Consider the following 26,815-nt stretch of genomic DNA (forward strand, 5'->3'; position numbering starts at 1 on the left):
GAGATCACGATGTCACAGACTCCCGACTCCCCTGCACCGCTGCAAGGTTCTGCCCGCGACCGCGAGATCGTCGAGGCGCGCGTCATCGTCAGCTGCCCCGGGCGCAATTTCGTCACCTTGAAGATCCGCACGCGCTCCGGCATCACCGGGCTGGGCGATGCCACGCTCAACGGGCGCGAATTGGCAGTGGCGGCGTACCTGCAGGAACACCTGGTGCCGAACCTGATCGGCCGCGATGCCGGGCGCATCGAGGACATCTGGCAGTTCTTCTACCGCGGCGCATATTGGCGGCGTGGCCCGGTGACCATGAGCGCGATTGCCGCAGTCGATGTCGCGTTGTGGGACATCCTGGGCAAGATGGCCGGCATGCCGTTGTATCAACTGCTCGGCGGGCGCTCGCGCGAAGGCGCGCTGGTGTACGGCCACGCCAACGGCCGCGATATCGCCGAAACCAGCGATGAAGTGGGCCGCTTCCGCGAGATGGGCTTCATCGCCATCCGCGCGCAATGCGGCGTGCCGGGCATCAAGAAGACCTACGGTATTTCAGTCGGCGGCAAGCCCTACGAGCCGGCCGAAAGCGAACTGCCCACCGAAACCGTGTGGTCAACGCCGCGCTATCTCGGTGTGGTGCCCAAGTTGTTCGAGCAATTGCGCAGCGACCACGGCGACGAGATCGAGCTGCTGCACGATGCGCACCACCGGCTCACTCCGATCGAAGCCGCGCGCCTGGGCCGCGACCTGGAGCCGTACCGGTTGTTCTGGCTGGAAGACGCCACCCCGGCGGAAAACCAGCGGGCGTTCGAGATCATTCGCCAGCACACCATGACACCGCTGGCAGTAGGCGAGGTGTTCAACTCGATCTGGGACTGCAAGCACCTGATCGAGCAGCAGCTGATCGACTACATCCGTACCACCATTGTGCATGCCGGCGGCATCACCCACGTACGCCGGCTGGCCGATTTCGCCGCGCTGCACCAGGTGCGCACCGGCTTTCACGGCGCCACCGATCTGTCGCCGGTGTGCATGGGCGCAGCGTTGCACTTCGACACGTGGGTGCCCAACTTCGGCATCCAGGAATACATGTTCCATTCCGACGAAGCCAACGCGGTGTTCCCGCATGACTATGAATTCCGCGACGGGCGCCTGCACTGCGGCGAAACTCCTGGGCATGGCGTGGACATCGACGAGGAGCTGGCAGCCAAGTATCCGTACGTGCCCAAGCAGTTGCCGATCGCACGCCTGGAAGACGGCGCGATGTGGGACTGGTGATGCGCCTGCTGCCGGCAGCGCTGGCCCTGCTGATGGCTGCGCCTGCCCCTGCTGCGGTGCAGGCACCGGCAACGACAGCGGCGCCCACCGGCGTGGATGTCGCCTTCGATTGGTTCGACTACCGCGGCGACGATGCGGTGTTCGCAACTCCGCTGCCGGCCGGCCACTACCGCAACCCGATCCTGGCCGGCTTCTACCCGGACCCCAGCATAACCCGCGTGGGCGAGCGCTATTACCTGGTCAATTCCACGTTTGCGTATTTCCCGGCGATTCCGGTGTTCGAGAGCCGCGATCTTGTGCACTGGACGCAGATCGGCAATGTGGTCGAGCGCCGCGAGCAACTCGACTACGACGGGCTGGGCGTGTCGCGCGGCATGTTCGCCGCCAGCATCCGACATCACGCCGGGCGCTTTTACGTGGTGGGCACGTCGGTCGATAGCGGGGGCAACTTCATCGCCAGTGCCAGCGACCCGGAGGGCCCGTGGTCGGCGCTGACCTGGCTGCCGGGTATCGACGGCATCGACCCCTCATTGTTCTTCGATACCGATGGCAGCGCGTATCTGCTCAACAACGGCCCACCGCAGGGCACGCCGTTGTACGAAGGCCATCGCGCGATCTGGATGCAGCGTTTCGACCTCGCCACCAGGCAACCGGTTGGCCCGCGCAAGGTGTTGCTCAATGGCGGCGTGGATCTGGCCAGCAAGCCGATCTGGATCGAAGGCCCGCACCTGTATCAACGCGACGGGTGGTACTACCTCTCCTGCGCCGAAGGCGGCACCGGGCCGCAGCATTCGCAGGTGGTCTTGCGTAGCCGCAACGTGTGGGGCCCGTATGCGCCCGCACCGAACAACCCCATCCTGACCCAACGCGATCTGCCGGCCACGCGCGCGCACCCGATCAGCAATGCCGGCCACGTGGACCTGGTGGACACGCCCGATGGGCAGTGGTGGGCGGTGTTTCTCGCAAGCCGTCCGTATAGCGGCGACCGCTACAACACCGGGCGCGAAACGTTCTTGCTGCCGGTGCAGTGGCGCGATGGCTGGCCCTCCATCCTGCCGGCGGGCCAGCCGATTCCCTACATCGCCAAGGCGCCCACCGGCACAAAAAAAGCACGTGCCACGCAGGCGCCATTGGCGGGCAACTTCACCTGGCATGACGACTTCGACCACGCCACGCTGCAGCGCGAGTGGCTGAGCGTCCGCGTGCCCAAGAGCGAGGTGGCTGACCTGCGCACGCGTACAGGCTGGTTGACGCTGCATGCCGGCACGCAGGGGCTGGACAGCGCCGGCACACCGGCCTTCCTCGCACGCCGCCAGCAACACACACGCTTTACGGCAAGCACGGCGCTGGATGTGCCCGCGCAGGCGGGCGTCAGTGCGGGGCTGGCCGCGTTTCAGAATTACAATGCGTGGTATGCCCTCGGCGTCCGTCGCGATGGCGATGCGCTGCAGGTGTTCCTGGACAAGCGCGATGGCGCCACCACCACCACGCTTGCACAGACCCGCATTCCGGCAACCGCACAGCTGCGCCTGCAGATCAGCGGCGATGGCGGCGCGTACAGCTTCGCCTTCGACGCCGATGGCCGCGGCTGGCAATCGCTCCGCCGCAACGACGATGCCGGCTTTCTCAGTACCGAACAGGCCGGCGGCTTCGTCGGCAGCATGATCGGGCCGTTCGCCCAATCGCACCCCGACCGCCAACAGGACTGACCATGCCCTCCTACCCGCCCGCCCGTTTCCGCTCGCTCGCGCACGGCGTCCTGCTCGTACTGGCGTGCGCCGCAGGCGCTGCCCATGCAGCCACACCACCGCCGTATCTGGACACGCAACGCAGCTTCGACGCGCGCGCCGCCGATCTGGTGGCGCGCATGACGCTGGAAGAAAAAGCCGCGCAGATGCAGAACGCTGCGCCCGCCATCGCGCGCCTGCAGGTGCCGGCCTACGATTGGTGGAACGAGGCGCTGCATGGCGTGGCGCGCGCCGGCGGTGCCACGGTGTTTCCGCAGGCGATCGGGTTGGCGGCCACCTTCGACACGCCGCTGATGGCCGAGGTGGCCACCGCCATCAGCGACGAAGCGCGCGCCAAGCACCACGCGTTCCTGGCGCGTGGCGAGCACAAGCGCTATCAGGGGCTCACGTTCTGGTCGCCGAACATCAACATCTTCCGCGATCCACGCTGGGGCCGCGGGCAGGAAACCTACGGCGAAGATCCGTTTCTCACTGCACGCATGGGCGTGACCTTCGTGCAGGGCCTGCAGGCGCAGCAGGGGTCGTACCGCAAGCTCGATGCCACCGCCAAGCACTTCGCCGTACACAGCGGCCCGGAGGCCGACCGCCATCATTTCGATGTACACCCCAGCGAGCGCGATCTCTACGAGACCTACCTGCCGGCGTTTCAGGCCCTGGTACAGGAGGGCAAGGTCGCTGCGGTGATGGGCGCCTACAACCGCGTCAATGGCGAGTCCGCCTCGGCCAGCACGCGGCTGGAAGGCATCCTGCGCCGCGATTGGGGTTTCGACGGGTACATCGTCAGCGACTGCGCCGCCATCCGCGACATCTGGCAGAACCACAAGATCGTGCCCACGCCCGAAGCCGCCGCCGCACTCGGCGTCAAACACGGCACCGACCTGGATTGCGGCGACACCTACGCCGCGTTGCCTGCGGCGGTGCGTGCCGGCTTGATCGACGAGGCCCGCATCGATACCTCGCTCAAGCGCCTGATGACCACGCGCATGCGCTTGGGCATGTTCGACCCGCCGGCCAGCGTGCCGTGGGCGCAGATTCCCGCCTCGGTGAATCAATCGCCGCAGCACGATGCGCTGGCGCGCCGCACCGCACGCGAATCGCTGGTGTTGCTGAAAAACGACGGCGTGTTGCCGCTCAAGCCCACGCTCAAGCGCATTGCCGTGGTCGGCCCCACCGCCGACGACCCGATGTCGCTGCTGGGTAACTACTACGGCACGCCGGCCGCGCCGGTCACCATCCTGCAAGGCATCCGCGATGCCGCACCGCAAGCCGATGTGGTCTATGCGCGCGGCAGCGACCTGGTGGAAGGGCGCGAAGACCCCAATGCTGCCGCACCGATCGAATCGCGCTATTTGCGCCCGGCGGCCGATGCCACGCAGAACGGCCTGACCGGCGACTATTTCAATGGCCGCACGCTTGCCGGCCAGCCGGTGCTGACCCGCATCGACCCGCGCATCGCCTTCCGCTGGGACCGCAACGCGCCCACCGACGATGCAGTAGGCCGTGGCGAACTGCAGCCCGACCGCGCGCTCGGAAAGGACGATTTCAGCGTGCGTTGGCATGGCCAGTTGCTGCCGCCGGTCTCGGGCACGTACGACCTGCAGATTGCCGCCGACGACGGCGTGCGCCTGTACCTGGACGGTAAGTTGCTCATTGATCAATGGAGCGATGCACCGCGCATGCGTGGCGGCACTGCCAGCGTGGCGCTGGAAGGCGGCAAAGCCTACGACCTGCGTGTGGAGTATTACGAAGCCACCCGCGATGCCGGGGTGCGCCTGGCCTGGCGCATGCCCGGCGCCAAACCGCCGCTGCAGGAAGCGGTGGACGCCGCCCGCAATGCAGAGGTGGTGATATTCGTCGGCGGCCTCACCGGCGATGTCGAGGGCGAAGAAATGGACGTCAATTATCCCGGCTTTGCCGGTGGCGACCGCACCGACACGCGCTTGCCCAAGCCGCAGCGCGAGCTGCTGCAAGCGCTGCAGGCCACCGGCACGCCGGTGGTGGTGGTGCTGACCACCGGCTCGGCGCTGGCAATCGACTGGGCCCAGCAACACGTGCCCGCCATCCTGCTGGCCTGGTACCCCGGCCAGCGCGGCGGCAGTGCGGTGGGCGATGTGCTGTTCGGCCAGGCCAGTCCCGGTGGCCGTCTGCCGATCACCTTCTACAAGGAAGACGAGCGCCTGCCGGCCTTCGACGACTACGCCATGCGCGGGCGCACCTATCGCTATTTCACCGGCAAGCCGCTGTATCCATTCGGGCATGGCTTGTCGTATACGCAGTTTGCTTATTCCACCCTGCAGCTTGATCGTAAAACCGTGGCCGCCGACGACACGCTCACGGCAACGGTCACGTTGAAGAACACCGGCCAACGCGCAGGCGACGAAGTGGTGCAGCTGTATCTGCAGCCGCTGAAGCCACAACGCGAACGCGCCATCAAGGAACTACGCGGCTTCCAACGCATCAGCCTGCAGCCGGGCGAACAACGCGAGGTGCGCTTCACCATCAAGGCGCAGGACGCGCTGCGCATCTATGACGACCAGCGCAAGGCGTACGCCGTGGATCCGGGCGCCTATGAGGTGCAGATCGGCGCCTCCAGCAGCGACATCCGCAGCAAGCAACGCTTCACCGTCACCGGCAAGTAATCGCGCCCCCAGAAGCCGCCGAGCAAAGCCCCTCTCCCTGCGGGAGAGGGGTTGGGGTGAGGGTAAGGCCACCAAGCAAACCTGCAGCACCCCACGATTACTAAAAAGACCCCATGCCAATTCCAACGCTCTCCATCGCAGCACTCGCTCACCTACCAACCACTGTTCTCACACCAAGCTACACCCCAAAACACACCACCATCGGCATCGTGCATCTGGGCGCAGGCGCCTTCCATCGCGCCCACCAGACCGTCTACATCGACGACCTACTCGCCGAAGATCCCACCTGGGCCATCTGCGCCGTTTCCTTGCATAGCCCGCACGTGCGCGATGCGCTGCGTCCACAAGATGGGCTCTACACATTGGCCTTGCTCGACGAACACCCGCAGCTGCGCATCATCGGCGCTATCCGCGAAGTCCTCTGCGCCGCCGACGAACAAGCCACCGTGCTAGTACGCCTGTCAGATCCTGCAGTGCGCCTGGTCACGCTCACCGTCACCGAAAAAGGCTATTGCCTGGCCGGCGACACGCTCGACCTGGCGCATCCCGACATCGCCCACGACATCGCCCACCCCGCAGCCCCGCGCAGTGCCGTCGGCTATCTCGTCGCCGGGTTGCAGCAGCGCATGCGCAACGGCACCGCGCCATTCACTGTGCTCAGCTGCGACAACCTGGCCGACAACGGCACGCTGCTGCAGCGCGCCGTGGTGCGGCTTGCGGAACAGAATGACCGCGCGCTCGCGGCCTGGATCGCGCAACACGCAGCCTTCCCGCGCTCGATGGTGGACAGCATCACGCCCGCTACCGATGACGCGCTGCGCGCGCACGTGCAAGACCAGCTGGGTGTGCACGACGCCTGGCCGATCCAGCGCGAGCGTTATAGCCAATGGGTGATCGAAGATCGTTTCTGCAACGGCCGCCCTGCATTCGAACGCGCAGGCGTCACCCTGAGCGAGGACATCGCCGGCTACGCGCGCGCCAAGCTGCGCCTGCTCAACGCGCCGCATTCGGCGCTGGCGTATCTCGGCAGCCTGCTACACCTGGAGACGGTAGCCGACGCCATGGGTCACCCTGAACTTGCGGCCTTCGTCGAGACACTGATGCGCCACGACATCGCGCCCACCCTGCAGCCCATGCCGGGCTTCGACCCACAGCACTACAGCGACGCCATCCTGGCGCGCTTCCGCAACCCCGCCATCCGCCACCTGCTCGCCCAGATCGCCTGGGACGGCTCGCAGAAGATTCCGGTGCGGCTGCTGGGCACGATCGGCGATGCGCTGGCGGCCGGGCGCCCGATCGACCACGTATGCCTTCCGGTCGCCGCCTGGTTGCATTTCGTGCGCAGGCAGGCAGGCATTGGCGTGGCGCTGGTCGACCCATTGAACGATGCCCTGGGCGCGCTTGGACGCGCAGCCACTGGCGATGCCGCCGCTGATGTCGCGCGTTTTTTCACGCTGGATGCGGTGTTTGGCACGCTGGCTGCAGATTCGCGCTTCGCCGATGCGCTGGCGAAAGCCTATCTCGCGTTGGGTGATGCCGCACCAGGCCAAGTGGAGACCGTGCTTGCCTCGCTGGAGGCCAGTTGAGCGACGTTGCATCCTGGCGAAGGTGGCTGAGGTGTGAGCTGCGCACGACACATGCCGCGCCGCGCAGGAGCGGCCCACCTGCCATCGGTGCGCCTCTCCACCACGCGTAGAGACGCCCGATGGTTCCTGCGTGCCGCTGCGCGCTCGACGTGCGTGCTGCGGCAGACCTGGCCCACACAGCCCGGCGATTGCGGCGCGTGTCAGCGACGCGCAATGACCTGCCCGATCCGCAGCAGGTTGCCGCTCTCGTCCACGATCGCAAACTCGCGCATGCCCCAGGGCTTGTCGGCAAGCGGGTCGATGCGCGGGATGCCTTGCGCCGGGAGCCCTGCCGCCTGCAGTGCGGCGTAGACGTCATCCACGTTGCCCACCCGCAGGTAACAGCCCGCATAGCACGCGGCCGGGTCGAGATCCGGATGCGCAAAGAAATGCAGCTCCACCGCGCCACGTCGCAAGATTGCATAGCCTGCATCATGCGGATGCGCATCGCCTTCAAAGCCCAGTCGGCGATAGAAGGCCAGGGTCTGCGCAATCGCGCGGCTGGGCAGGATCGGAATGGTCTGGTCGGCGGCGTTGGCCTGGGCGTTCATCATCGACTCGTCGGCAGCGGGATCGGGGCACACGCCGCTACGGTACTCCTTGGACACACGAGCCGCTTGGATCCGCGTGCATCGCAGACCTCAGCAGCCCGTGCAACGGCTTGCGCCCGATCACGCTGCGCGGCCGCCATGCAGCGCGGCGGGCTTGTTGAACAGACGGATCAACACCACGACGAGCAGGAGCACAAAGCTCAACTCCCAGACATAGAACGCGGCGCCCACGTGGTCGATCATGACCTGATGGCCCGCCTCGTTCTTGTCGAACCGGGTTGCGCGAAAGGTATCCAGTCCGATCAGGCAGGCCGCCACCAGCAGGGCCGCCGCCATCTTGTCTAACTTGAGGCCATAGCAGAGCCACGCCAACCAATACAGCGGGTTACTCATCCAGGCGATGCACTGGCCGTCCACCACCTGCATCCACCCAAGCAGAGAATGACAAAGCCCCCCAGGTGTTCATCGCCGCCATGCAATGCAGGAAGGCAGAGCGCAACAACGTATAGCAGGGCCGACAACACGAGCAGAAAGCGCTTCACGAGCATCCTTGTTTGAGTCCGGCCTGTGTACGCTCGCGCGTCTGTCACTTCAGAGGGCGTCCGCACAGCCACGGGTGGCCACTATAGACACTCGCTGCAGACTTTTGCGCGGTGCGCCGCTGCTCCCGACGGCATCAGCGGCAGATGGGATGGCAGGGGCTTCGACCGGGCGCGTCGCCATGACATGCTTGAACCCCAACCATCCAACCCCCGGAATCTGATCTCGACATGGCAACTCCCAAAAAGCAGAACCTGCCGGAAAAGGTCTGCGTGCAATGCGGACGGCCGTTCTGTTGGCGCAAGAAGTGGGAGAAGGTCTGGGACGATGTGAAATATTGTTCGGATCGATGCCGCGGCGATCGCAGGCGGCAACGCACGTTGCCTTAGCTCGCCTGCCAGCATGCGTGCCTGGCCTGTACGGGACGGTCGACGCAGCGATGGCGCGCACCACAGCCCTGCAGCACTGCACCGATGCCCTCGCTGCATGCCGGACCAAGGCTTGCTCCGTCTGCAAAATGCTTTCGCCGTGCACGATGCAGGTACGCCGCGTCAGCACTCCCAGCGCCGACGCAGCATGACCAGATGGCGGAGTGTGCCGCCTGCGGTTATTTCTTTGTCGCCGCCTTCTTCGCGGCGCCCGATGTGCCCGCACGCTTGGTAGTTCGCTTGCTGGCAACCGCCATGTTGTCCACCAGGTTGGGATAGGGCCGGCCCGCCGCCTTGGCACGCTTCCTGGCCTGGGACTTCTGTGCGGGAGACAGCGATGTGGACCGTGATGCGCTCTTGGGGTTGGGCGTTTTCCAGGGTGCAGACTTCCTGGCGGCGGCTTTTTTTACGGCCTTCGCGGACGTAGCGCTCTTGCTGGCAGTGCCTCGTTGCGCCGATGTCTTCCTGGCCGTTGTCCTTGCCGTGGTCGTGGAAGCACGCTTGGTGCCGGGCGCGCCCCGCGAGGCCACCTTTTTTACGGCCGTCTTTCTTGCCGAAACCTTCTTGGCGCCCGACTTCCTGGCCGGCTTCTTCGTTGCCGCCTTCTTCGTTGCTGACTTCTTGGTTGCTGACTTCTTCGTTGCTGGTTTCTTTGTGGCAGCTTTGCGCGCTGGCGTCTTTTTCGTCGCCGACGACGTTGCGCCACGTGTCTTCGACGTCTTCTTGGCAGCCGTTTTCGAGGCGCCACCTGCACGTGTGGAGGCGCCGGCCTTCTTGCTCGCCCCTGCGTCCAGACGCTGGAGCAGACGTGCGGCCCAGCGCTGGCCTGCATCACCGCCCCACAGCAGCCAGGCGATATAGCCGGCCGAGGGCGCCTTGGCATCTGCCCAGCCTTTGCCGTTCTTGTCGACGCTGTGTCGGGCGAAGTAGGAATGCATGCGGCGAATGGTCTGTGCAGACAGCGACTTCTGCGCTGAGAGATCGCGCGCACGCGCCACGCCAATCGCGGTGCCGCCGCGCCCATGCTGCTCGCGCAGGCGCAGGCCGCGCGCAGCGGCAGCGGCCACCGCCTTGGGTGGAGCGGTTTGCAGAACCTGCTTTGCTTGAGTGATGGCCACACGCATCTCCGGGTCGATTTACCGTAGTGTTCGCAAGCGCGGTTCTGCTGCACGTGAAGAGCTCGCAGGCACCGGTCCGCATGCGGCATGCGGGCGAACGGCTTGCGGCGCAGCGCATCGCCGCTCTTCCAGGTGGAACGCTGGACCGAGCCATGTTGCTGGACGCAGTGGAACAGCTGGGCTCCGGCATCGTGGAGACTGGGCGCATCTGCCGCGATGCGTGCAACTCGCCATGCGCACGCTGCTACCGGATCAGGCTGCTTGTGCAGCTGGATCGTGTGGCCGCTGTCGCTACACTGGTCTGCCATGGCCACTGGCAGAGCGCTTCATGCGACTGTTGAACATCACGCTCCGCGCGGGGCTGCTCGCCGCGACCATTGGCTGCGTGCCTGTGCTCGGCATCGCGGCCGAACACGCTACGTCTGCCAAGACCGCCGCGCCATCGCCGCAGTGGCACCCGGTTGCGACACATGGCAAACCGAATGCGCGCCACGAGAACAGTCTGGTTGCCATTGGTGAGCGGCTGTATCTGATCGGTGGACGCGATCAGCGCCCGTTGGAGATCTTCGATACCCGCACAGGTCGCTGGTCGCAAGGCAGCGCACCGCCGCTGATGGTCAGTCACGCGCAGGCAGTGGTGTCTGCGGGCAAGCTGTATTTCGTCGGCGGCTTCACCGGTGACTACCCGGAAGAAGCGTCGCTGACCCACCTGCTGATCTACGATCCGCAAACCGACACGTGGCAGACGGGCCCGGAAATTCCGCAGCATCGGCGTCGCGGCGCCGCAGGCGCGGTCGCGCATGCCGGCGTGCTGTACCTGGTCGGCGGCAACACGCGCGGGCACATGAGCGGGTACGTGCCGTGGCTGGATGCCTTCGATACCAGGACCCAGCAGTGGACACAGCTGGCGGACGCGCCGCGCGCGCGCGACCATTTCCATGCGGCCGTGATCGACGGAAAGCTGTATGCCGCCGGTGGACGCAGGTCGGCCCACGAGAGTGGCAACACCCTGGCGCAGACGATTGCGGAAGTGGACATCTACGACATTCAACGCGGCACCTGGTCCGTTGCGCCGGCCACGTTGCCGACGCAGCGGGCCGGCACCAGTGCCATTGCACGCAACGGCAAGCTGCTGATCATCGGCGGCGAGAGCCTGCGGCAGGTCAAGGCGCATGACGAGGTGGAAGCCTACGACCCGCAGCGCGCCGCCTGGACAACGCTGCCAGCGCTACCGCAGGGGCGCCATGGCACGCAGGCCGCAGCCGTCGATGGCAGCCTGTATCTGGCTGCCGGCAGCGCCAACCGCGGCGGTGGCCCGGAGTTAGATGATGTGTTGGTGTTGAGCAACAAGGACACCGAATAGCAGAGATCTAGACTTAGTCGACTCAGATAGTGACTCTGGAATTCATGAGCCTTAAAACACTATTAAGTTATGCCTCCGCGTTCGCTGCGGTTATCGCATCACTACTTTGGTATAAAGCGAGCGCCGCCGAAGTTTCCCATGACCCTGATGATCCTGATGACAAAGCCACTGTTATTTTCTTTAACGGCGATCATTGCTGGGATGTCATTGCAACGGCAGAACTACAAACAAAATGGAACAAACGGGCGGCGTTAGCCGCTTCTATAGCTGCAATAATTCAATCCGTTTCTTTGGTTTATCCCGAATAATTGGTCGGGCAAGTTCCTAACGCACAAACTGCAGCCCCAACGCCTTGACGCGCACGCGCGCCAGCATCGCGTGCGAGGTCATGTAGAGCGTGTGGCCGTCGTTGCCGAAGGCGCAGTTGGAGACGGCTTCGCCGGTCTCGATGCGCCCCAGGCGCTGGCCGGCCGGATTGAATACGATGACCCCGCCCGGGCCGGTGGCGAACAGGTGGCCGTCGGCAGAGACCGCCATGCCGTCGGGCAGGCCGGGCGCGTCCTTGGCCACCAGGTCCGAGGCATCGGCGAACACGCGCTTGCCGGTGACGGCGCCCTGGGTGTCGAGCGCATACGCCATCCAGATCGGTCGCTCCGGGTCGGAGTTGGACACGTACAAGGTGCGCTCATCGGGCGAAAGCGCGATGCCGTTGGGAAAGCTCAGGCTGTCGTCGAGCAGATGCACGCTGCCGTCGGTGTCCAGCCGGTAGACGCCGTTGAAGCGCAGCTGCTTGACCGGCGAGTTGTTCAGATCCTTCAGGCCATACGGCGGATCGGTGAAGAACACCACGCCGTCGCTGCGACGCACCACATCGTTGGGACTGTTGAAGCGCTTGCCCTCGAAGCGGGTGGCCAGCGGGGTCTTCTTGCGCGTGACCGGGTCGAGCCGGGCCACGATGCGGGTGCCGGAATCGGCCAGCAGCACGGTGCCGCTCGGCTCGGCGTAGAGCCCGTTGGCACCGGCCTCGCGCAGCGTGGCCTGCTCCGGGCCGGTATAGCCGGACGGCGACAGCAACACCGACAGGCCGGCCTGTTCGGACCAGCGATACAGCTTGTTTTCCGGCACGTCGGTAAACAGCAGGTAGCCTCCGTCGCGCACCCATGCCGGGCCTTCGGACCAGGTGAACCCCTCGGTGAGCTTTTCGATACGCGCATCGCTGGCAACCACATCGGCGAAGCTGCGGTCGAAGGTGTCCACATGCCCGATGGCCGGGAAGCGCGGCGGCGGCGGATCCTTCCTGGCGCAGGCGGCGACGATCGCCAGCAACGGAACAGCCAACAACAGATAGGGCGGCAAGCGCATCGGAGGGTCCGGACAATCAGGTGGGTCCATCATGCCATCAAGCCCGTGCAAGGTCCCTGCGCACGCTGGCAGACGCGACTAGGGAGCGGCCGAGGCCGGCACTGCCAGCACCGCCTCCAGTGCCGGTTTGGGCTGGTGGTTGCGGTCGAACAGCAATGGGTAATTGGTGCGGCCAGGCACGGGGTAATCGTTCTTCCACGACATGCCGTCGCTCACGCCCCAGACGCTGACGCGGGCGAGCTTGTCGCGCTTGCGCCAGAACAGCGCGAACAGTTCGGCGTAACGATCGCGCAACTGCGCCTGCACCTGCGGCGGCAGGCCATCGCGGTAGGGGTCAAGGAAGCGCTTGAACTCCGGCAACTGGAACTGCGCGTGCGCAAGCCCGGTGCCGATGACCTGGCCTTCGCGGGTGAGCGGCAGCACGTCCACGTCGAGCTCGGTGATCATGACCTTGATGCCGAGCGCGGCGTAGGCGTCGATGGCGTCCTCGATATCGCGCAGGCTCGGGTAATTGAGCCCCCAGTGCCCCTGCATGCCGACGCCATCGATACGGATGCCGGCCTGCTGCAGCATCTTGACCATGCGCACGATGCCCTCGCGCTTGGCCGGCCGCCAGGCATTGAAGTCGTTGTAGTAGAGCTCCGCGTCGGGTGCGTAACGCTGCGCGAAGGCGAAGGCATTGCGCACCACCGTGTCGCCGTCGCCAATGCGCTGCACCCAGTTGGTCGAACGGTAGCTGCCGTCTTCGTCGATGATTTCGTTGACCACATCCCAGGCCTGCACCTTGCCGACATAACGGCCTGCCACCTGCTCGATATGTGCGCGCATGCGCTCGATCTGTGCGGCCGGGGTGTTTGCCGCGCCGCGCGTCCCCACAAAAAACCAGGCCGGGGTCTGGTTGTGCCAGACCAGCGTGTGGCCGACCACGAACAACCCGTTGCGTTGCGCATAGTCCACAAACGCATCGGCGGCGGTGAAGTCGAGCTCGCCGCGACGCGGCGCAACGACCTCGGCCTTCATCACGTTTTCCGGCGTCACCGCGTTGAAATGGCATGCCACCAGCGCCGTGGCGGCGGCGTCCTTGCCGGACACGATGTCGGCATTGACGGCAGTGCCAAGCAGAAAGCCGTCGGCGTACGCCAGCTTGAGCGAGGTGCCAGGCGTGTCGCAGCGCGCCCATGCCGGTGCGGCGACGAGAATGGCAACGGCGGCGAGTGCGCGACGCAACAGGGTGATCAGGTACGGCATGGCGTTGTGCCTGGTTGGGGTTGCATTGAGGTGCTGCAGCGGGTGCCTCACAGGCCCGGCCTCACTGCACGACGATCTGCGCTTGCGCGGCATCCAGGTGCTCCGATTCCACATGCAGCGTGATCGTGCCGCGCCCGCCCGGCGTGGCGCGCACGATCGCCAGGCATAGCCCGTTGAAGGCGTTGCGTTGCGCTGAGGCAAACGACTCCAGATTGGTTGCATCGCCATTGTCGGTGGCCACCAGTTCGCCCGGGCCCTCGATGCGAAACCGCAGGCGGTCGCCGGCGGTGGGCGCCGGCCGCCCGTCGCGGTCCAGCAAGCGCACGGTGACAAAGCTCAGGTCACGGCCATCGCCGTCGATGCGGCTGCGGTCCGGGCTCACCTGCATGCGCGCCGCCGGCCCGGCCGTGAGCACGCGATCGTCGGCCCAGGGCTTGCCGTGCTTGTAGGCCTGCACGCGCAATTCGCCGGGCTGGTACACCACCGCATCCCAACGCAACCGGTACTGCAATGCGCCCTTGCGCTTGCGCCCCTGCGAGATGCCGTTGACGAACAGCTCGGCCTCGTCGCCGGAGGTGAACACATGCACCGGTGTGACCTGGCCTTCGCGCCCGGGCCAGGTCCAGTGCGGCAACAGATGCGCCATCGGCACGTCCGGCCGCCAGCGCGCCTGGTACAACCGGTAGCGGTCCTTCGGAAAACCGGCCAGATCGAAAATACCGGAGTACGCGCTGCGCGAGCTGTAATACGGGGTGGGCTCGCCCAGGTAATCGAAGCCGGTCCAGACGAATTCGCCGGCGACATAAGGGTGCGTGTCCAGCGCGGAAAACACCTTGTCGGCACTGGAACCGAAGTCCACCGCATGCAGCTCGTACGCGCTGACCTGATGCACGGCCGAGTCGCCACCGCGCCCATCGCGCACCGGTGCGCTGGTGTCCGGGGTGACCGGAAACAGGTACACGCCGCGGCTGCTCAGCGCCGAGGCGGTCTCGCTGCTGAGGATGGCCTTGTGTGGAAACCGCGCATGAAACGCCGGATACTGCGGCGGCTTGCGAATGCGCTCGGTGCCTTCGAACTCGGGCGCATCACGAATGCCCTCGCCCTGGTAATTAAGGCTGATGACATCCAGCGCCGCCGGTAGCGGCATCTCGGGCGAGGCGTAGTTCATCGCCACCGTGGCCGGGCGCGTGGGGTCTTCCTCATGCACGATGGCGTGCAGCGTGCGCGCAATCGCTGCGCCCTGCTGGCCGGTGTATTGCTCGCCGACCTCGTTGCCCACACTCCACAGCATCACCGACGGATGGTTGCGGTCGCGCCGCAGCATCGCGCGCAGATCCGGCTCGTGCCATTGCGGAAAGACCAGATGGAAATCGAGCGGGGTCTTCTTCATTTCCCAGCTGTCGAACACTTCATCCACCACCAGCAGGCCCATGCGATCGGTGAGCTCCAGCAGCTCCGGCGCGGGCGGGTTGTGGCTCATGCGGATGGCATTGGCGCCCATCTGCTGCAGCAACTGCAGTTGGCGCTCGGCGGCGCGCACGTTGAATGCCGCACCGAGTGCGCCGAGATCATGGTGATTGTTCACGCCGCGGATCGGCACCTGTTCGCCGTTGACCAGCAGTCCCTTGTCGACATCGAAGACGATGGCGCGGATGCCGAAAGGTGTCTCGTAGCGATCCACCAGCTGCCCGTTCTGGCGCACCTCGGTCACTGCCACATAGCGATGCGGCTGCTGGGTGGGCGGTGGGCCCCATAGCCGTGGCGCATCGATGTGCGCGGTGCCCTGCACACGCGCGTGACCGCCGGCAGGCACCTCCACCGGCAGCGCGGCGATGTGCGCCACCGCCTCGCCGGTGCGTGTGCCGCTGGCTGCGTCGAGCACGTAGATCGCGGTGCTGACCTGCGCCTGCGCGGTGGCGGGTGCGGCGTTGTCCAGCGTCACCGCCAGCTGCACCTGTGCTGCAGCGGCCGACACCTGCGGCGTGGTCAGCTGCGTGCCCCAGTGCGCGATATGCAGCGGCGCGGTCCTGGTCAACCACACATTGCGATACAGCCCGCCACCGGGATACCAGCGCGCCGATTCGGGCGGGTTGTCCAGCCGGATCGCCAGCTGGTTGACGCCGCCAGCGACCAGGCAAGACGTCAGATCCACCCGCCACGAGCTGTAGCCATACGGCCAGCCGCCCACCAGCTGGCCATTGCACCAGACCGTGGCGTACGCCATCGCGCCATCGAGGTCGAGAAACAGCGAGCGGCCGCGGTCGCTGGCCGGAATATCCAGCGTTTTGCGGTACCAGCCGATGCCCCAGCTCGGCAACCGCCCCATGCCGCCGTACGGACCATCGACCAGAAACGGCCCCGCAATCGCCCAATCGTGCGGCAGGTCCACCAGCTGCCATGCACTGTCGTCGAACTGCGCTTGCACATAGGCCACGTTGCTGCCCGGATGGCCGGGCGGGCGTTGGTGGCGTTGTGCCGGGTCGGCGATGAGCGCATTGGCGGTCGGCAGGATCCATGGCCTGAGCACATCCTTGGCGGTGGATTGCAGCGGCTGCGCCTGATCCGGGCGCGCATCGGCCACCTTGCCGTCGTCGCTGCCGGTGACCTGAGGGCGGGCCGCATAATCGAGCACCACCGGGTTGCCTGGCGGGTCGCCACGCTGAAAGCGCCATTGCGCATTGAGCGACAACCGCTCGCGCGGGGCGCCGGTCTGCGCGAGTGCGCCGAGCGCGGGCAGTGCCAGGCAGACACAGGCGAGCACGCGTCCTGTCATGCACGCCCACCTGGCCGCGATGCGCCGCGCTACTGCAGGTGCAGGGTGTGCCACTGTCATGACGCCGGCGGCTGCCGTTGCGCGCCACTGCGTGCCGCAGCGCGCGTCGGTGCCGCTGCAATGCGCGCGCAGCCGCACGCGCACCGGCTACGCAGCGGCTGCCTCACAGCTTGTACGCCTGCTTGGGCAGCCGATACGCAAGATCCATCGCCACCTCCATCGCCTCGTCTTCCTCCAGCCGATGTTCGGCCACCAGCTTGGCCAGGAACGCACTGTCCACGCGCCGTGCCACATCGTGGCGCGCGGGTATCGACAAAAAGGCGCGGGTGTCGTCGTTGAAGCCCACGGTGTTGTAGAACCCGGCGCTGGCCAGGGTCTGCTCGCGAAAGCGCCACATGCCTTCCGGCGCGTCATGGAACCACCATGCCGGGCCGAGCAGCAGCGATGGGTAATGGCCGGCCAGCGGCGCCAGCTCACGGCTGTAGCTGGTTTCGTCCAGCGTAAACACGATCAAGCGCAAGCGCGGGTCGTTGCCGTAGCGATCCAGCAGCGGCTTGAGCGCATGCACGTAGTCGGTGCGCATCGGGATGTCGGCACCCTTGTCGCGCCCGTAAGTGTCGAACAACTGCCGGTTGTGATTGCGAAAACAGCCCGGATGCAGCTGCATCACCAAGCCATCGTCCAGGCTCATCGCCGCCATTTCGGTCAGCACCTGTGCGCGGAACAACTCGGCCTCCGCCGGCGTGGCCGCACCGCGCACCACCGTGTCGAACAGCCGCTGCGCCTCGGCAGGCGACAGATCTGCGGTGGCGGCGCTGGGGTGCCCGTGGTCGGTCGAGGTGGCACCGTGTGCGGCGAAGAACGCACGCCGTTGCCGGTGCGCACGCAGATAGCCGGGCCAGCTCAGCACGTCCTCGCCGGTGAGCGCGCCGAACTGCTGCAATGCACCGGCAAATTGTTCGTGTTCCGGGTCCACCACCGGGTCGGGGCGATACGCAGTCACCACCCGTCCCTGCCAGCCGCTGGCGGCAATGTCCGCATGGTGCTGCAGCGAATCCAGCGGCGATTCGGTGGTGGCGATCACCTCGATGTTGAAGCGTGTAAACAGCGCGCGTGGAAGAAAGCCTGGCGTCTGCAGCGCAGCAGTGATGTGGTCGTAGTAATGATCGGCGGTGCCGGCATCCAGCCGGATGCGCAGATCGAAGACCTCATGGAACACATGATTGAGCCATAGCGCCGACGGGGTGCCGCGCAGCAGCGCGTAGTGCTCGGCAAACACGCGCCACGCCGCGCGCGGATCCACCGGCGCGCGTGTGCCGTCGGCACGCGGAATGCCCAGCGTATCCAGGCGGATGCCCTGGCTGTACAGCATGCGGAACACGTAGTGGTCCGGCACCAACAGCAACTCGGTGGCGTTGGCGAACGGCGCATTGCCGGCGAACCACGCCGGGTCGGTGTGGCCATGCGGGCTGATGATCGGCAGGTTGGCGATCTGCGTGTACAGCCTGCGCGCGATCGCCCGCGTGCCGGGGTCGGCAGGCAACAGGCGGTCGTCGTGCAATGCGAGGGGCAAGGAAGCAGGCATGGATCAGGACACCAGGCAGAATGGAGAACATGCAAGGCAACCGGCGCAGCGCATCATGGCGCCGGCGTGCCGGGATGGGCGGCCACGTAGTCACGTAGCCAGGTCATGGCCGGCCGCTCACTGCCGTCGCCGCGCACCAGATACGCGGCCTCCTTGTCCCGCCACAGCCCGGGGCGAAATCCCCACAGCGTAATGCCGCGCACTGCAGGGTGCTCCCAGAACACCGGAAACACGCGCTGGTAATCGGCCAGCTGCTGCGCATCGGTGGGCCCGTCCAGATCGAACTCGGTGATATAGATCGGCAGGCCGGTGGCGGCCAGCGCATCGAGATTGGTGCGGTGCACCGACATCGCCACGTTCGGCGTGGTCTCGAAGGCGTGCTCCTGGATGCCGATCGCATCCACCAGGCGCTCGCGCTGCAGCAGCTGCACGATGTGCAGGTACTTCTGCGTGGCCTGCGCGCTGTTGGTGATGCTGTAGTCATTGATCATCAGCTTGGTCTGCGGAAAGTGCTGGCGCGCAAGCCGGAACGACTGCAGCACCCATTCCCAGCCGCTGTCGCCAGTGCCGCCGAGCGCCTGCAGATAATTGCCGCCGCCGGTATCGGCCTTGCTTGGCGGGTCGTTGAGCGGCTCATTGACCACTTCCAGCAGATCGATCTCCGGGTAGCGCTGCGCCACGGCGGCAAACCACTGCTCGATCTCGCGCCGCTGTTCGGCCGGGCGCAGGGTCTTGATCCATTCCGGCTGCTGGTTGCCCCACACCATCACATGCATCTGGAATGGCAGGCCGTTGGCCTTTGCGAACCGGTACGCGGTGTCCAGTGCACTCCAGTCCATCTGGTCGCGCACCGCTTCCACCGTGCCCCATTTACCGCCGTTCTCCGGAGTGAGCTTGTTCCAGTACTGTGCAAACCCCGCAGCCTGTTGCGGCCCATAGGCGCTGCCCAGAAACTTGGATGCACCGGCCGCCAATGGCGCGGCCTGCGCGGTCGGTGCGAGGCTTGCCGCCAACAACAGGGCCAGGGTGAACGGGCGCAGATGCATGATGATTCCTCAGGACGAAGAAGGCGTGGCAGTGGTCGCCGGCAGCTGCGCCGGGTCCAGTCGCGGTACCAGAGAGTGCACCACTGCCAGCGCCAGCAGATAGGCCGACCCTGCCATCAGGAACACCGGCACATAACTTCCGGTCGCCTGTAGCAAAAAGCCGATGAAGGTGGCAATGAGCATGCCGCCCACCGCGCCGGCAAACCCGCCGATGCCCACCACGGTGGCCACCGCATGCCGCGGAAACATGTCCGAGGGCAGCGTGAACAGATTGGCCGACCAGCCCTGGTGCGCAGCGGTTGCCAGGCCGATCAACGCTACCGCCAGCCACAGGTTGTCGGCACGTGCGGCAAACACGATCGGCACCACTGACACCGCGCAGATCAGCATGGCGGTCTTGCGCGCGCGATTGACGCTCCAGCCGCGCGCGATGAAGCGCCCGGCCACCCATCCGCCGGCGATGCTGCCGATATCGGCCAGCACGAAGATCACGATCAATGGCGCGCCCAGTTGCAGCAGGCTCAAACCATATTCGGCATGCAGGAACTTGGGCAGCCAGAACAGGAAGAACCACCAGATCGGGTCGGTGATGAACTTGCCCAGCACGAACGCCCAGGCCTGCCGATGCCGCAGCACCTGCAACCACGACAGCCGTGCCTGCACCGGCTCGTGGACATCGCTGCGGATATGCGCCAGTTCCGCTGGCGACAGGCCGGGCTGCTGTTCGGGCGGGTGATAGGTGAGCCACCACACCACCAGCCAGGTGGCACTCAACACGCCGGTGAACAGGAACGCTGCCTGCCAGCCCCACGCGGTGGCGATCACCGGCACCAGCAATGGCGCAACGATGGCACCGATGTTGGAGCCGGAATTGAAGATGCCGGTGGCCAGCGCGCGTTCGCGCCGGGGGAACCATTCGGCCACCGTCTTGAGCGCAGCAGGAAAATTGCCCGACTCCCCCAACCCCAGGAAAAACCGCGCAATCGCAAAGCCCACCACGCTGGTCGCCAATGCATGGCCCATTGCCGCCAGGCTCCACACCCCGATCGCCAACGCATACCCGAGCCGCGTGCCGAAACGGTCGATCACCGCGCCGCTGCACAACAGCCCCAACGCATAGGCAGCCTGGAACGCGGTGACGATGTAGCCGTACTGGATCTCGTTCCAGCCGATCTGGGTCTGCAAGAATGGCGCCAGCACGCCCAGCACCTGGCGATCCACATAGTTGATGGTGGTGGCCGCCAGCAGCAAGGCGCACACGCGCCAGCGCACCCGGCCCAGCCGTGCCGACGCAGTGACAGGCGCAACGGTGGGCAGCTCGCTCATGCGTGTGGCCTGCACCACCGCAGCGGACCGCCTGCGGCCTGCACAGGGTGCAGGGCGCTGTGCATGCGTAAGCCAGCCAGCTGCCAGCCGGGCGTATCGCTGCCGCGTTCTTCGGTTCGATTCATCGGCCACTGCACCTGCACGAAGGTGGCCTTGCGCCACCGGTGATAGCGCTACCATTACCACGGCATTGCGATAAATCCATCGCGCAGTGCAGCACTGCGCCACCGTATGCATGCGCCTGGGCGCTGGCTTTCGTGCGCGCGCGGGCTGCTTGCGGCCATGCCCCCGCAACTATGCTGCCCTGCAGCGTGATGTTCTGAATTTGGTAGCGCTAACATCCAGCGCCACTGATCGCCCGTCTCCCCACCGCACCATCGCCGCGCCGATTCCAGGCAGCGGCACTCCCTGCGCCGGGGCGATGCGTGGGACATCTGCTCACCTGTTAGGGAAGGGATTACGGTGAAGAACAGCTACGCACATACCGCGTTGTCCTGCGCGTTGGGGTCCATCCTGCTGGGCATGACCAGCGCTGCCGCCTGGGCACAATCCACCGATGCCACCGCCGCGTCACCGCCGCCGGACCCGGCAGGCAGCAACGACGCGGTGACCCAGCTCGACACCGTCACCGTCTCCGGCTACCGACGCAGCATCCAGTTTTCCACCGACGCCAAGCGCGATTCGGTTGGCTTTGCCGATACCGTGTTTGCCGAAGACATCGGCAAATTTCCGGACATGAACATCGCCGAGTCGCTCAACCGTATTCCCGGTGTGCAGCTGGCGCGCGACGTCAACGGCGAAGGCCTCAATATCGCCATCCGCGGCCTGGGCACCAGCTTCACCAAGACCACGCTCAACGGCTCCAGCATCGCCACCGCCTCGATCGGCCTGAACGCGCAGAACCAAAATCGCGAAGTCGATCTGAACCTGTTTCCCACCGAATTCTTCACCCAGCTCACCGTGAGCAAGACGCCCACCGCGAGCATGCTCGAAGGCGGCGTCTCCGGTGTGGTGGACATGCGCAGCGCGCGCCCGTTCGATCGCCCCGGTGTGCACTTCACCTACCAGGCGCAGGCCGACTGGAACAGCACCAGCGAGAAGACCACCCCGCGTGGCGCCTTCATGGGCAGTTGGACCAACGAGGCAGGCACGCTCGGCGCGTTGTTCGGCGTGGCCTCGGTGCGCAGCAAGCTCGGCGTGCGCGGCTTCGAGAGCGTGGGCTGGACCAACCCCGGCCTGACCTACACCCAGTGCGGCCTCACCCCGCCGGCGGGCACGCCGGCCACCAATCAACCGGCCGCCTGCAACGTCAACGGCGGCGGCAACTGGCGCATTCCCGACCGCGTGCCGGCCACCGCCGGCAACGGCCTCACCACCGGCGAAACCATCGATGCCGCGTGGCTGCTGGCACGCAACCCGGGCCTGAGCATCGACCAGATCAGCGATGCCTTGATTCCGCGGTTGGGCCGCCAGGTCTACATGGATGGCGATCGCGACCGCGATGCCTCGGTGATGTCGCTGGAATGGCGCCCTTCCGACAGCATGCATTTCTATCTGGACACGCTGTATTCCGAAGCCAAGCGCACCACCGAGCGGATCAGCATGAATCTGATCGGCCGCAACGGCAACATGATTCCGCTGGGCATGCAGCTGGACCAGAACAACGTGGTCACCAGCGCCACCTTTGCCAATGCGCAGTACTTTCTGGAAGCGCGCCCGTATCGCGAGAACGTCAAGTTCTGGAGCGTCAATCCCGGCGCAGAGCTGCTGTTCGGTGCCGAGCAGGACATCAAGCTCAACGTGCAGGCCAACGCCACGCGCAGCTGGCTGGACCGCGAATCGCCCAGCATCCTGGTCACCTCGCCGTTCACCACCGTGGACTATCGCAACCAGGGCGGCGACCGCCCCTCGATCAGCAGCCCGCTGGATCTCAACGACCCCAACCTGGGCTGGGGCTGGAGCGGTGGCCGGGTCAATATCCAGAACGAAAAACGCGTGACCGAAACGCGTGGCGCACGCGCCGACCTGCAGTTCGGCGAAGACAAGCGCAACATCAAGATCGGCGCCGCCTACGACCAGGCCGAGCGCACCATTCGCGGCTTCGACAACAGCGTGGCCTGGGAACAGGTGGTGTGCCGCGGCGGTGGCGGCAATGTCTGCAATGGCGGGCCTGGCTCGGCGGTGCCGAGTTCGGTGCTGGCCACGTATCTGACGCCCGGCCCGGACGGTTTCATCACCGCCGACTTCGACCGCTTCCTGCGCGACACCAACTACTACCCGCTGCGCGATTCCGCACCGGAAACCAACTCTGCCAACACCGGCGCCTCGGCCGGCGGCATCCGCGAGAAGAACCTGGGGTTCTACATCGAAACCAATGCCGAGACCGAAGTGTGGAACCGCACCCTGCGCATCAACGCCGGCGTGCGTTACGTCACCACCGACCAGACCATCACCGGCCCGGTCACCATCAACGGCATCCGCCGTATCCAGGTGCTGGACTCGGATTACAAGGAAACCCTGCCCTCGTTCAACGCGGCCTGGGATGTGGCCGACAATGTGGTGCTGCGCCTGTCCAGCTCGCGCACGCTCACCCGCCCGGACCCGAGCGCGATGTTGCCCAATACCAACTTCAGCGACCCCTCCGCACAGACCGCAACGCAGGGTAATCCAAACCTGGCGCCGTACCTGTCCACCAATGTGGATTTCGGCGGCGAGTGGTACACCGGCGGCGAGGGCTATGTGGGCCTGACGCTGTTCAACAAGCGCATCAGCGGCTTCACCGTCAATGGCGTGCGGCGCATTCCGTTCAACGACCTGGGCGTGCCGTACGAGAGCCTGCTGCCGATCCAGCAGGCCGGCCTGGACCAGCGCGGTGGCCCGAACGCCGCCACGGTGGACGTGCAGACCCAGGTCAATGCCGAGGGCGTGCTCAATATCCGCGGCACCGAGGCGATCTGGGTGCAGCCGCTGGACAAGCTGGTCGATGGCATGGGCTTCAGCGTCAACTACACGCATGTCACCCAATCCTCCGAGGGCGAAGGCATCCCGGCCGTTGCCGTCGGCGTGGCGCCGAACCTGTGGAACGGCACCGTGTACTGGGAAAAGAACGCGGCCTCGGTACGCCTGTCCTACACCTGGAACGACGACATGGTGATCTCCGGCGCCAACCAGAACGGCATTCCGTACGCACGCCTCAACGCCGATGCACGCGGCCAGCTGGATCTGTCGGCCAGCTATGCGCTGGACTGGCTGCCATCCAAGCCGCAGATCACCCTCAACGTCACCAACATCACCGACGAGCCGCTGCGCACCACCTACGCCTGGCCCAACGCAACCTACGATCTGTACGAGCCCGGGCGCACGGTGATGCTCGGCATCCGCGGTACGTTCTGAGCGTGCGCCTCGCCATGACGACGCGGGTGCCGGGCCGGTGCGGCCGCTCCACCGCACGCGCGTGGCCTTGCCGCAGGCTCCGCGCAGCGCCCGCCGTCGCCTCCTCCCTGGCGACGGCGCGTACGGTTTTGCTGGACACTTCAGCCGCCATGCCTGCTGCCGCGATCCGGCTGGATCGCGGCCGGCGGCATCGCGCGCGCCGCGGCGTTTTCCGCAGCACTCTTCGAGCCCGCCTCACCTCATGAACGATCGGTCACAGCAGCTCTCCGTCCGCGAAAAGATCGGCTACAGCCTGGGCGACCTGGCGGCCAATCTGATCTTCCAGACGCTGGTCACCTTCCTGGCGTTCTTCTACACCGATGTGTTCCGCATCCCGGCGAGCGCGGCGGCCACGTTGATCTTCGTGGTCGGCCTGCTCGGCGCGTTCGTGTTCACGCCCATCATCGGCATCCTGGCCGATCGCACCCGTACCCGCTGGGGCAAGTTCCGTCCGTGGATCCTGTGGACGGCACTGCCCTTCGGCGCATTGTCGCTGGCGGCGTTCAACACGCCCGACCTCGGCGAGCACGGCAAGATCACCTACGCGTTCGCCACCTACACCTTGCTGATGCTGGTCTACGTGGCCAACAACCTGCCCTATTCGGCGTTGAGCGGCGTGCTCACCGGCAGCATGGAGCAGCGCAACAGCTTGTCGGCGTATCGTTTTCTGGCGGTGACCTTTGCGCAGTTCGTCATCCAGGTGTTGCTGCTGCCGCTGGTGCTGATCCTGGGCAATGGCGACAAGGCGCAAGGCTTTCGCAACACCATGGCGCTGTTCGCCGCGGTCGGCACGCTGTGCTTTCTGATCACCTTCTTCACCACGCGCGAGCGCGTGCTGCCGATCACCGAACACCGCAGCAGCGTGCGCCAGGACCTGACCGACCTGGTCCGCAACAAACCCTGGCTGGTGATGCTGGCACTCACCATCCTGGTGTTCATCAATCTCGCCATGAAGGGCGGGATGTACATCTACTACTTCAAGTACTACCTCGACGCCGGTGCGCTGACCCACTTTCTCGACGCCGCCGGCTTCAACCGCTTCATCGCTGCCATCAACAGCGTGCTGACCGGCGCCGGCATGAGCGCCTTGCAATGGCCGCAGGACGCACCGACCTCGGCCTTCAGCGTGTTCAGTGCCGGCGGCATCCTGGCGATGATCGTGGGCATCGGCTTTTCCAAGCGCCTGGCGGATCGCTACGGCAAGCGCAACGTCTTCGGCGGCGCGCTGCTGATTTCCACGCTGTTTTTGCTGGCGTTCTACGTGTATCCGCCGGATGCGATTGGCTGGGTATTCGCCTCCTACGTGCTGCACGGATTTTTCTACGGCATCACCATCCCGCTGCTGTGGGCGATGATTGCCGACGTGGCCGACTACTCGGAGTGGAAGAACCACCGCCGCGCCACCGCGATCATCTTTTCGGCGATGTTGTGCGGCCTGAAGATCGGCCTGAGCGTGGGCGGCGCGCTGGTCGCCGGCATCCTGGCGTTTTACGGCTATGACGCAGCACTGCCCCAGCAAAGCGCGGCGGTCACCGACGGCATCCGTCTGGCCATCAGCGTGTATGCCTCCCTCCCGTTCCTGCTCGGCACTGCGCTTCTGGCGCTGTACGAAATCGACAAACCGCTGGAAACCCGCATCGAACACGAGCTGGGCGTGCGCCGCCAGGCCACCCCATCCGTTTCGCCATGATCTCTCTCTCCCACCTCATGCACAGGTACGCGCATGTCCGATGAACTGGAAGCCGCTGCACTGCAGGCGCTGACGCGCACCGCCATTTCCGCACCGCTGGTCACCCACCTCTACACCGCCGACCCGTCTGCGCATGTGTTCGACGGCGCGTTGTATATCTATCCCTCGCACGACATCGATGCCGGCGTGGCCTTCAGCGACGACGGCTCGCATTTCGACATGGCCGACTACCACGTGTTGCGCATGGCGCATCCCGATGCAGCGGTCGAGGACCTGGGCCAAGTGCTGCATGTGCGCGACGTGCCCTGGGCACAGCGCCAGATGTGGGCACCGGATGCCGCGCAACGCAACGGCAAGACCTACCTGTATTTCCCGGCCAAGCGCGCCGACGGCATCTTCCAGATCGGCGTGGCGATAGGCGACCAGCCGCAAGGCCCGTTTGTCGCCGAACCCGAACCGATCGAAGGCACCTACTCGATCGACCCGGCCGTGTTCGCCGACGACGATGGCACGCATTACCTGTATTTCGGCGGCATCTGGGGCGGCCAACTGCAGCACTACCGCAACAACGCCTATGCGGATACGCATCAGGAACCGATGGGCGACGCGCCCGCACTCGGCCCACGCGTGGCGCGCCTCCATGACAGCATGACTGAACTGGCCGAGCCCACCCGCGAGATCGTCATCCTCGACGAGCACGGCGCCCCACTTCGCGCCGACGACCACGCCCACCGCTTCTTCGAAGGCCCCTGGGTCCATCGTCACGCCGGCCGGTATTACCTGTCGTATTCCACCGGCGACACCCACCGGATCTGCTACGCCACCAGCGATTCACCCTATGGCCCATTCGTCTACCAAGGCGTGCTGCTCGCACCGGTGGTCGGCTGGACCACGCATCACTCCATTTGCGCCTTTGACGACCAGTGGTATCTGTTCTATCACGACGCCAGCCTGTCGCAAGGCCAGACGCATCTGCGCAGCATCAAGATGACCCCGCTGCAGCACGACGCCGATGGCAAGATCGCGACAATTTATCCCTACGGCGCCGATGCAGTGTCGCCGTGGTGAGTGC

Annotated in this window: 18 protein-coding genes and 1 pseudogene; 10 read left to right on the plus strand and 9 right to left on the minus strand. The window is 65.8% G+C overall.

The window, feature by feature from the left end:
- The first annotated feature begins 9 nt into the window (after positions 1-9).
- The 4 genes from manD (at position 10) to ACCQ12_RS19845 (ending at position 7,242) form a co-directional block, all read left to right on the plus strand.
- Positions 10-1,269 (plus strand): D-mannonate dehydratase ManD, encoded by a 1,260-nt coding sequence (manD, locus tag ACCQ12_RS19830; protein WP_372382536.1) that lies wholly within the window; start codon positions 10-12, stop codon positions 1,267-1,269.
- Positions 1,257-2,978: a glycoside hydrolase family 43 protein gene (locus ACCQ12_RS19835; protein ID WP_372382537.1), complete on the plus strand. Its 1,722-nt coding sequence runs from the start codon at positions 1,257-1,259 to the stop codon at positions 2,976-2,978. The genes manD and ACCQ12_RS19835 overlap by 13 nt, the downstream gene beginning before the upstream one ends.
- Positions 2,979-2,980: 2 nt before the next feature.
- Positions 2,981-5,656, plus strand: coding sequence for a glycoside hydrolase family 3 protein (locus ACCQ12_RS19840; RefSeq protein WP_372382538.1), 2,676 nt, complete (start codon positions 2,981-2,983; stop codon positions 5,654-5,656).
- 113 nt (positions 5,657-5,769) lie between these two features.
- Positions 5,770-7,242, plus strand: a complete 1,473-nt coding sequence (locus tag ACCQ12_RS19845; protein ID WP_372382539.1) for a mannitol dehydrogenase family protein — start codon at positions 5,770-5,772, stop codon at positions 7,240-7,242.
- Between the two features lie 200 nt (positions 7,243-7,442).
- On the opposite strand, the gene ACCQ12_RS19850 is transcribed toward ACCQ12_RS19845, so the two are convergent.
- Positions 7,443-7,832, minus strand: coding sequence for a bleomycin resistance protein (locus tag ACCQ12_RS19850; RefSeq protein WP_349777551.1), 390 nt, complete (start codon positions 7,830-7,832; stop codon positions 7,443-7,445).
- 120 nt (positions 7,833-7,952) lie between these two features.
- Positions 7,953-8,380: pseudogene (locus tag ACCQ12_RS19855) on the minus strand (hypothetical protein).
- A 222-nt stretch (positions 8,381-8,602) separates the two neighbouring features.
- On the opposite strand from ACCQ12_RS19855, the gene ACCQ12_RS19860 reads away from it, so the two are divergent.
- Positions 8,603-8,761 carry a DUF2256 domain-containing protein gene (locus tag ACCQ12_RS19860; RefSeq protein ID WP_179456956.1) on the plus strand — a complete coding sequence of 53 codons (159 nt, stop codon included), beginning with the start codon at positions 8,603-8,605 and terminating at the stop codon, positions 8,759-8,761.
- Positions 8,762-8,979: 218 nt separating this feature from the next.
- Here ACCQ12_RS19860 and ACCQ12_RS19865 read toward each other — a convergent pair whose 3' ends face one another.
- The gene (locus ACCQ12_RS19865; protein ID WP_372382540.1) at positions 8,980-9,918 is read right to left on the minus strand and encodes a DNA-binding protein; all 939 of its coding nucleotides are present in this window, start codon (positions 9,916-9,918) and stop codon (positions 8,980-8,982) included.
- 328 nt (positions 9,919-10,246) lie between these two features.
- Here ACCQ12_RS19865 and ACCQ12_RS19870 point away from each other — a divergent pair, with 328 nt between their 5' ends.
- Both ACCQ12_RS19870 and ACCQ12_RS19875 read left to right on the plus strand, forming a co-directional pair.
- On the plus strand, positions 10,247-11,281 hold the full coding sequence (locus ACCQ12_RS19870) for a Kelch repeat-containing protein (RefSeq protein WP_372382541.1): 1,035 nt from the start codon (positions 10,247-10,249) through the stop codon (positions 11,279-11,281).
- A 29-nt stretch (positions 11,282-11,310) separates the two neighbouring features.
- Positions 11,311-11,589, plus strand: coding sequence for a hypothetical protein (locus ACCQ12_RS19875; protein ID WP_372382542.1), 279 nt, complete (start codon positions 11,311-11,313; stop codon positions 11,587-11,589).
- A 16-nt stretch (positions 11,590-11,605) separates the two neighbouring features.
- Here the strand turns inward: ACCQ12_RS19875 and ACCQ12_RS19880 are convergent, their stop codons facing one another.
- The 6 genes from ACCQ12_RS19880 to ACCQ12_RS19905 form a co-directional block, all read right to left on the minus strand.
- The gene (locus ACCQ12_RS19880; protein WP_372382543.1) at positions 11,606-12,643 is read right to left on the minus strand and encodes an SMP-30/gluconolactonase/LRE family protein; all 1,038 of its coding nucleotides are present in this window, start codon (positions 12,641-12,643) and stop codon (positions 11,606-11,608) included.
- Positions 12,644-12,721: 78 nt separating this feature from the next.
- Complete coding sequence (locus tag ACCQ12_RS19885; protein ID WP_372382544.1) at positions 12,722-13,891, minus strand: endo-1,4-beta-xylanase; 1,170 nt, start codon at positions 13,889-13,891, stop codon at positions 12,722-12,724.
- Positions 13,892-13,952: 61 nt separating this feature from the next.
- On the minus strand, positions 13,953-16,664 hold the full coding sequence (gene galB / locus ACCQ12_RS19890; RefSeq protein ID WP_372382545.1) for a beta-galactosidase GalB: 2,712 nt from the start codon (positions 16,662-16,664) through the stop codon (positions 13,953-13,955).
- A 163-nt stretch (positions 16,665-16,827) separates the two neighbouring features.
- Positions 16,828-18,249 carry a glucuronate isomerase gene (uxaC, locus tag ACCQ12_RS19895; protein ID WP_372382546.1) on the minus strand — a complete coding sequence of 474 codons (1,422 nt, stop codon included), beginning with the start codon at positions 18,247-18,249 and terminating at the stop codon, positions 16,828-16,830.
- A gap of 53 nt (positions 18,250-18,302) precedes the next feature.
- Entirely contained in the window at positions 18,303-19,295 is a 993-nt protein-coding gene (locus ACCQ12_RS19900; protein ID WP_372382547.1) for an endo-1,4-beta-xylanase, read from the minus strand.
- A 9-nt stretch (positions 19,296-19,304) separates the two neighbouring features.
- Positions 19,305-20,621 carry an MFS transporter gene (locus ACCQ12_RS19905; protein WP_039408948.1) on the minus strand — a complete coding sequence of 439 codons (1,317 nt, stop codon included), beginning with the start codon at positions 20,619-20,621 and terminating at the stop codon, positions 19,305-19,307.
- 462 nt (positions 20,622-21,083) lie between these two features.
- Between ACCQ12_RS19905 and ACCQ12_RS19910 the strand changes: the two genes are divergently transcribed.
- The 3 genes from ACCQ12_RS19910 (at position 21,084) to ACCQ12_RS19920 (ending at position 26,811) form a co-directional block, all read left to right on the plus strand.
- Positions 21,084-24,014, plus strand: a complete 2,931-nt coding sequence (locus ACCQ12_RS19910; protein WP_372382548.1) for a TonB-dependent receptor — start codon at positions 21,084-21,086, stop codon at positions 24,012-24,014.
- A 241-nt stretch (positions 24,015-24,255) separates the two neighbouring features.
- A complete protein-coding gene (locus ACCQ12_RS19915) occupies positions 24,256-25,743 on the plus strand; it encodes an MFS transporter (protein ID WP_372382549.1) in 1,488 nt (495 codons plus the stop codon).
- 33 nt (positions 25,744-25,776) lie between these two features.
- Entirely contained in the window at positions 25,777-26,811 is a 1,035-nt protein-coding gene (locus ACCQ12_RS19920; protein WP_372382550.1) for a glycoside hydrolase family 43 protein, read from the plus strand.
- Positions 26,812-26,815 lie beyond the last annotated feature (4 nt).

This window comes from Xanthomonas sp. NCPPB 1068 (assembly GCF_041479385.2).
Lineage (GTDB): Bacteria > Pseudomonadota > Gammaproteobacteria > Xanthomonadales > Xanthomonadaceae > Xanthomonas > Xanthomonas cannabis.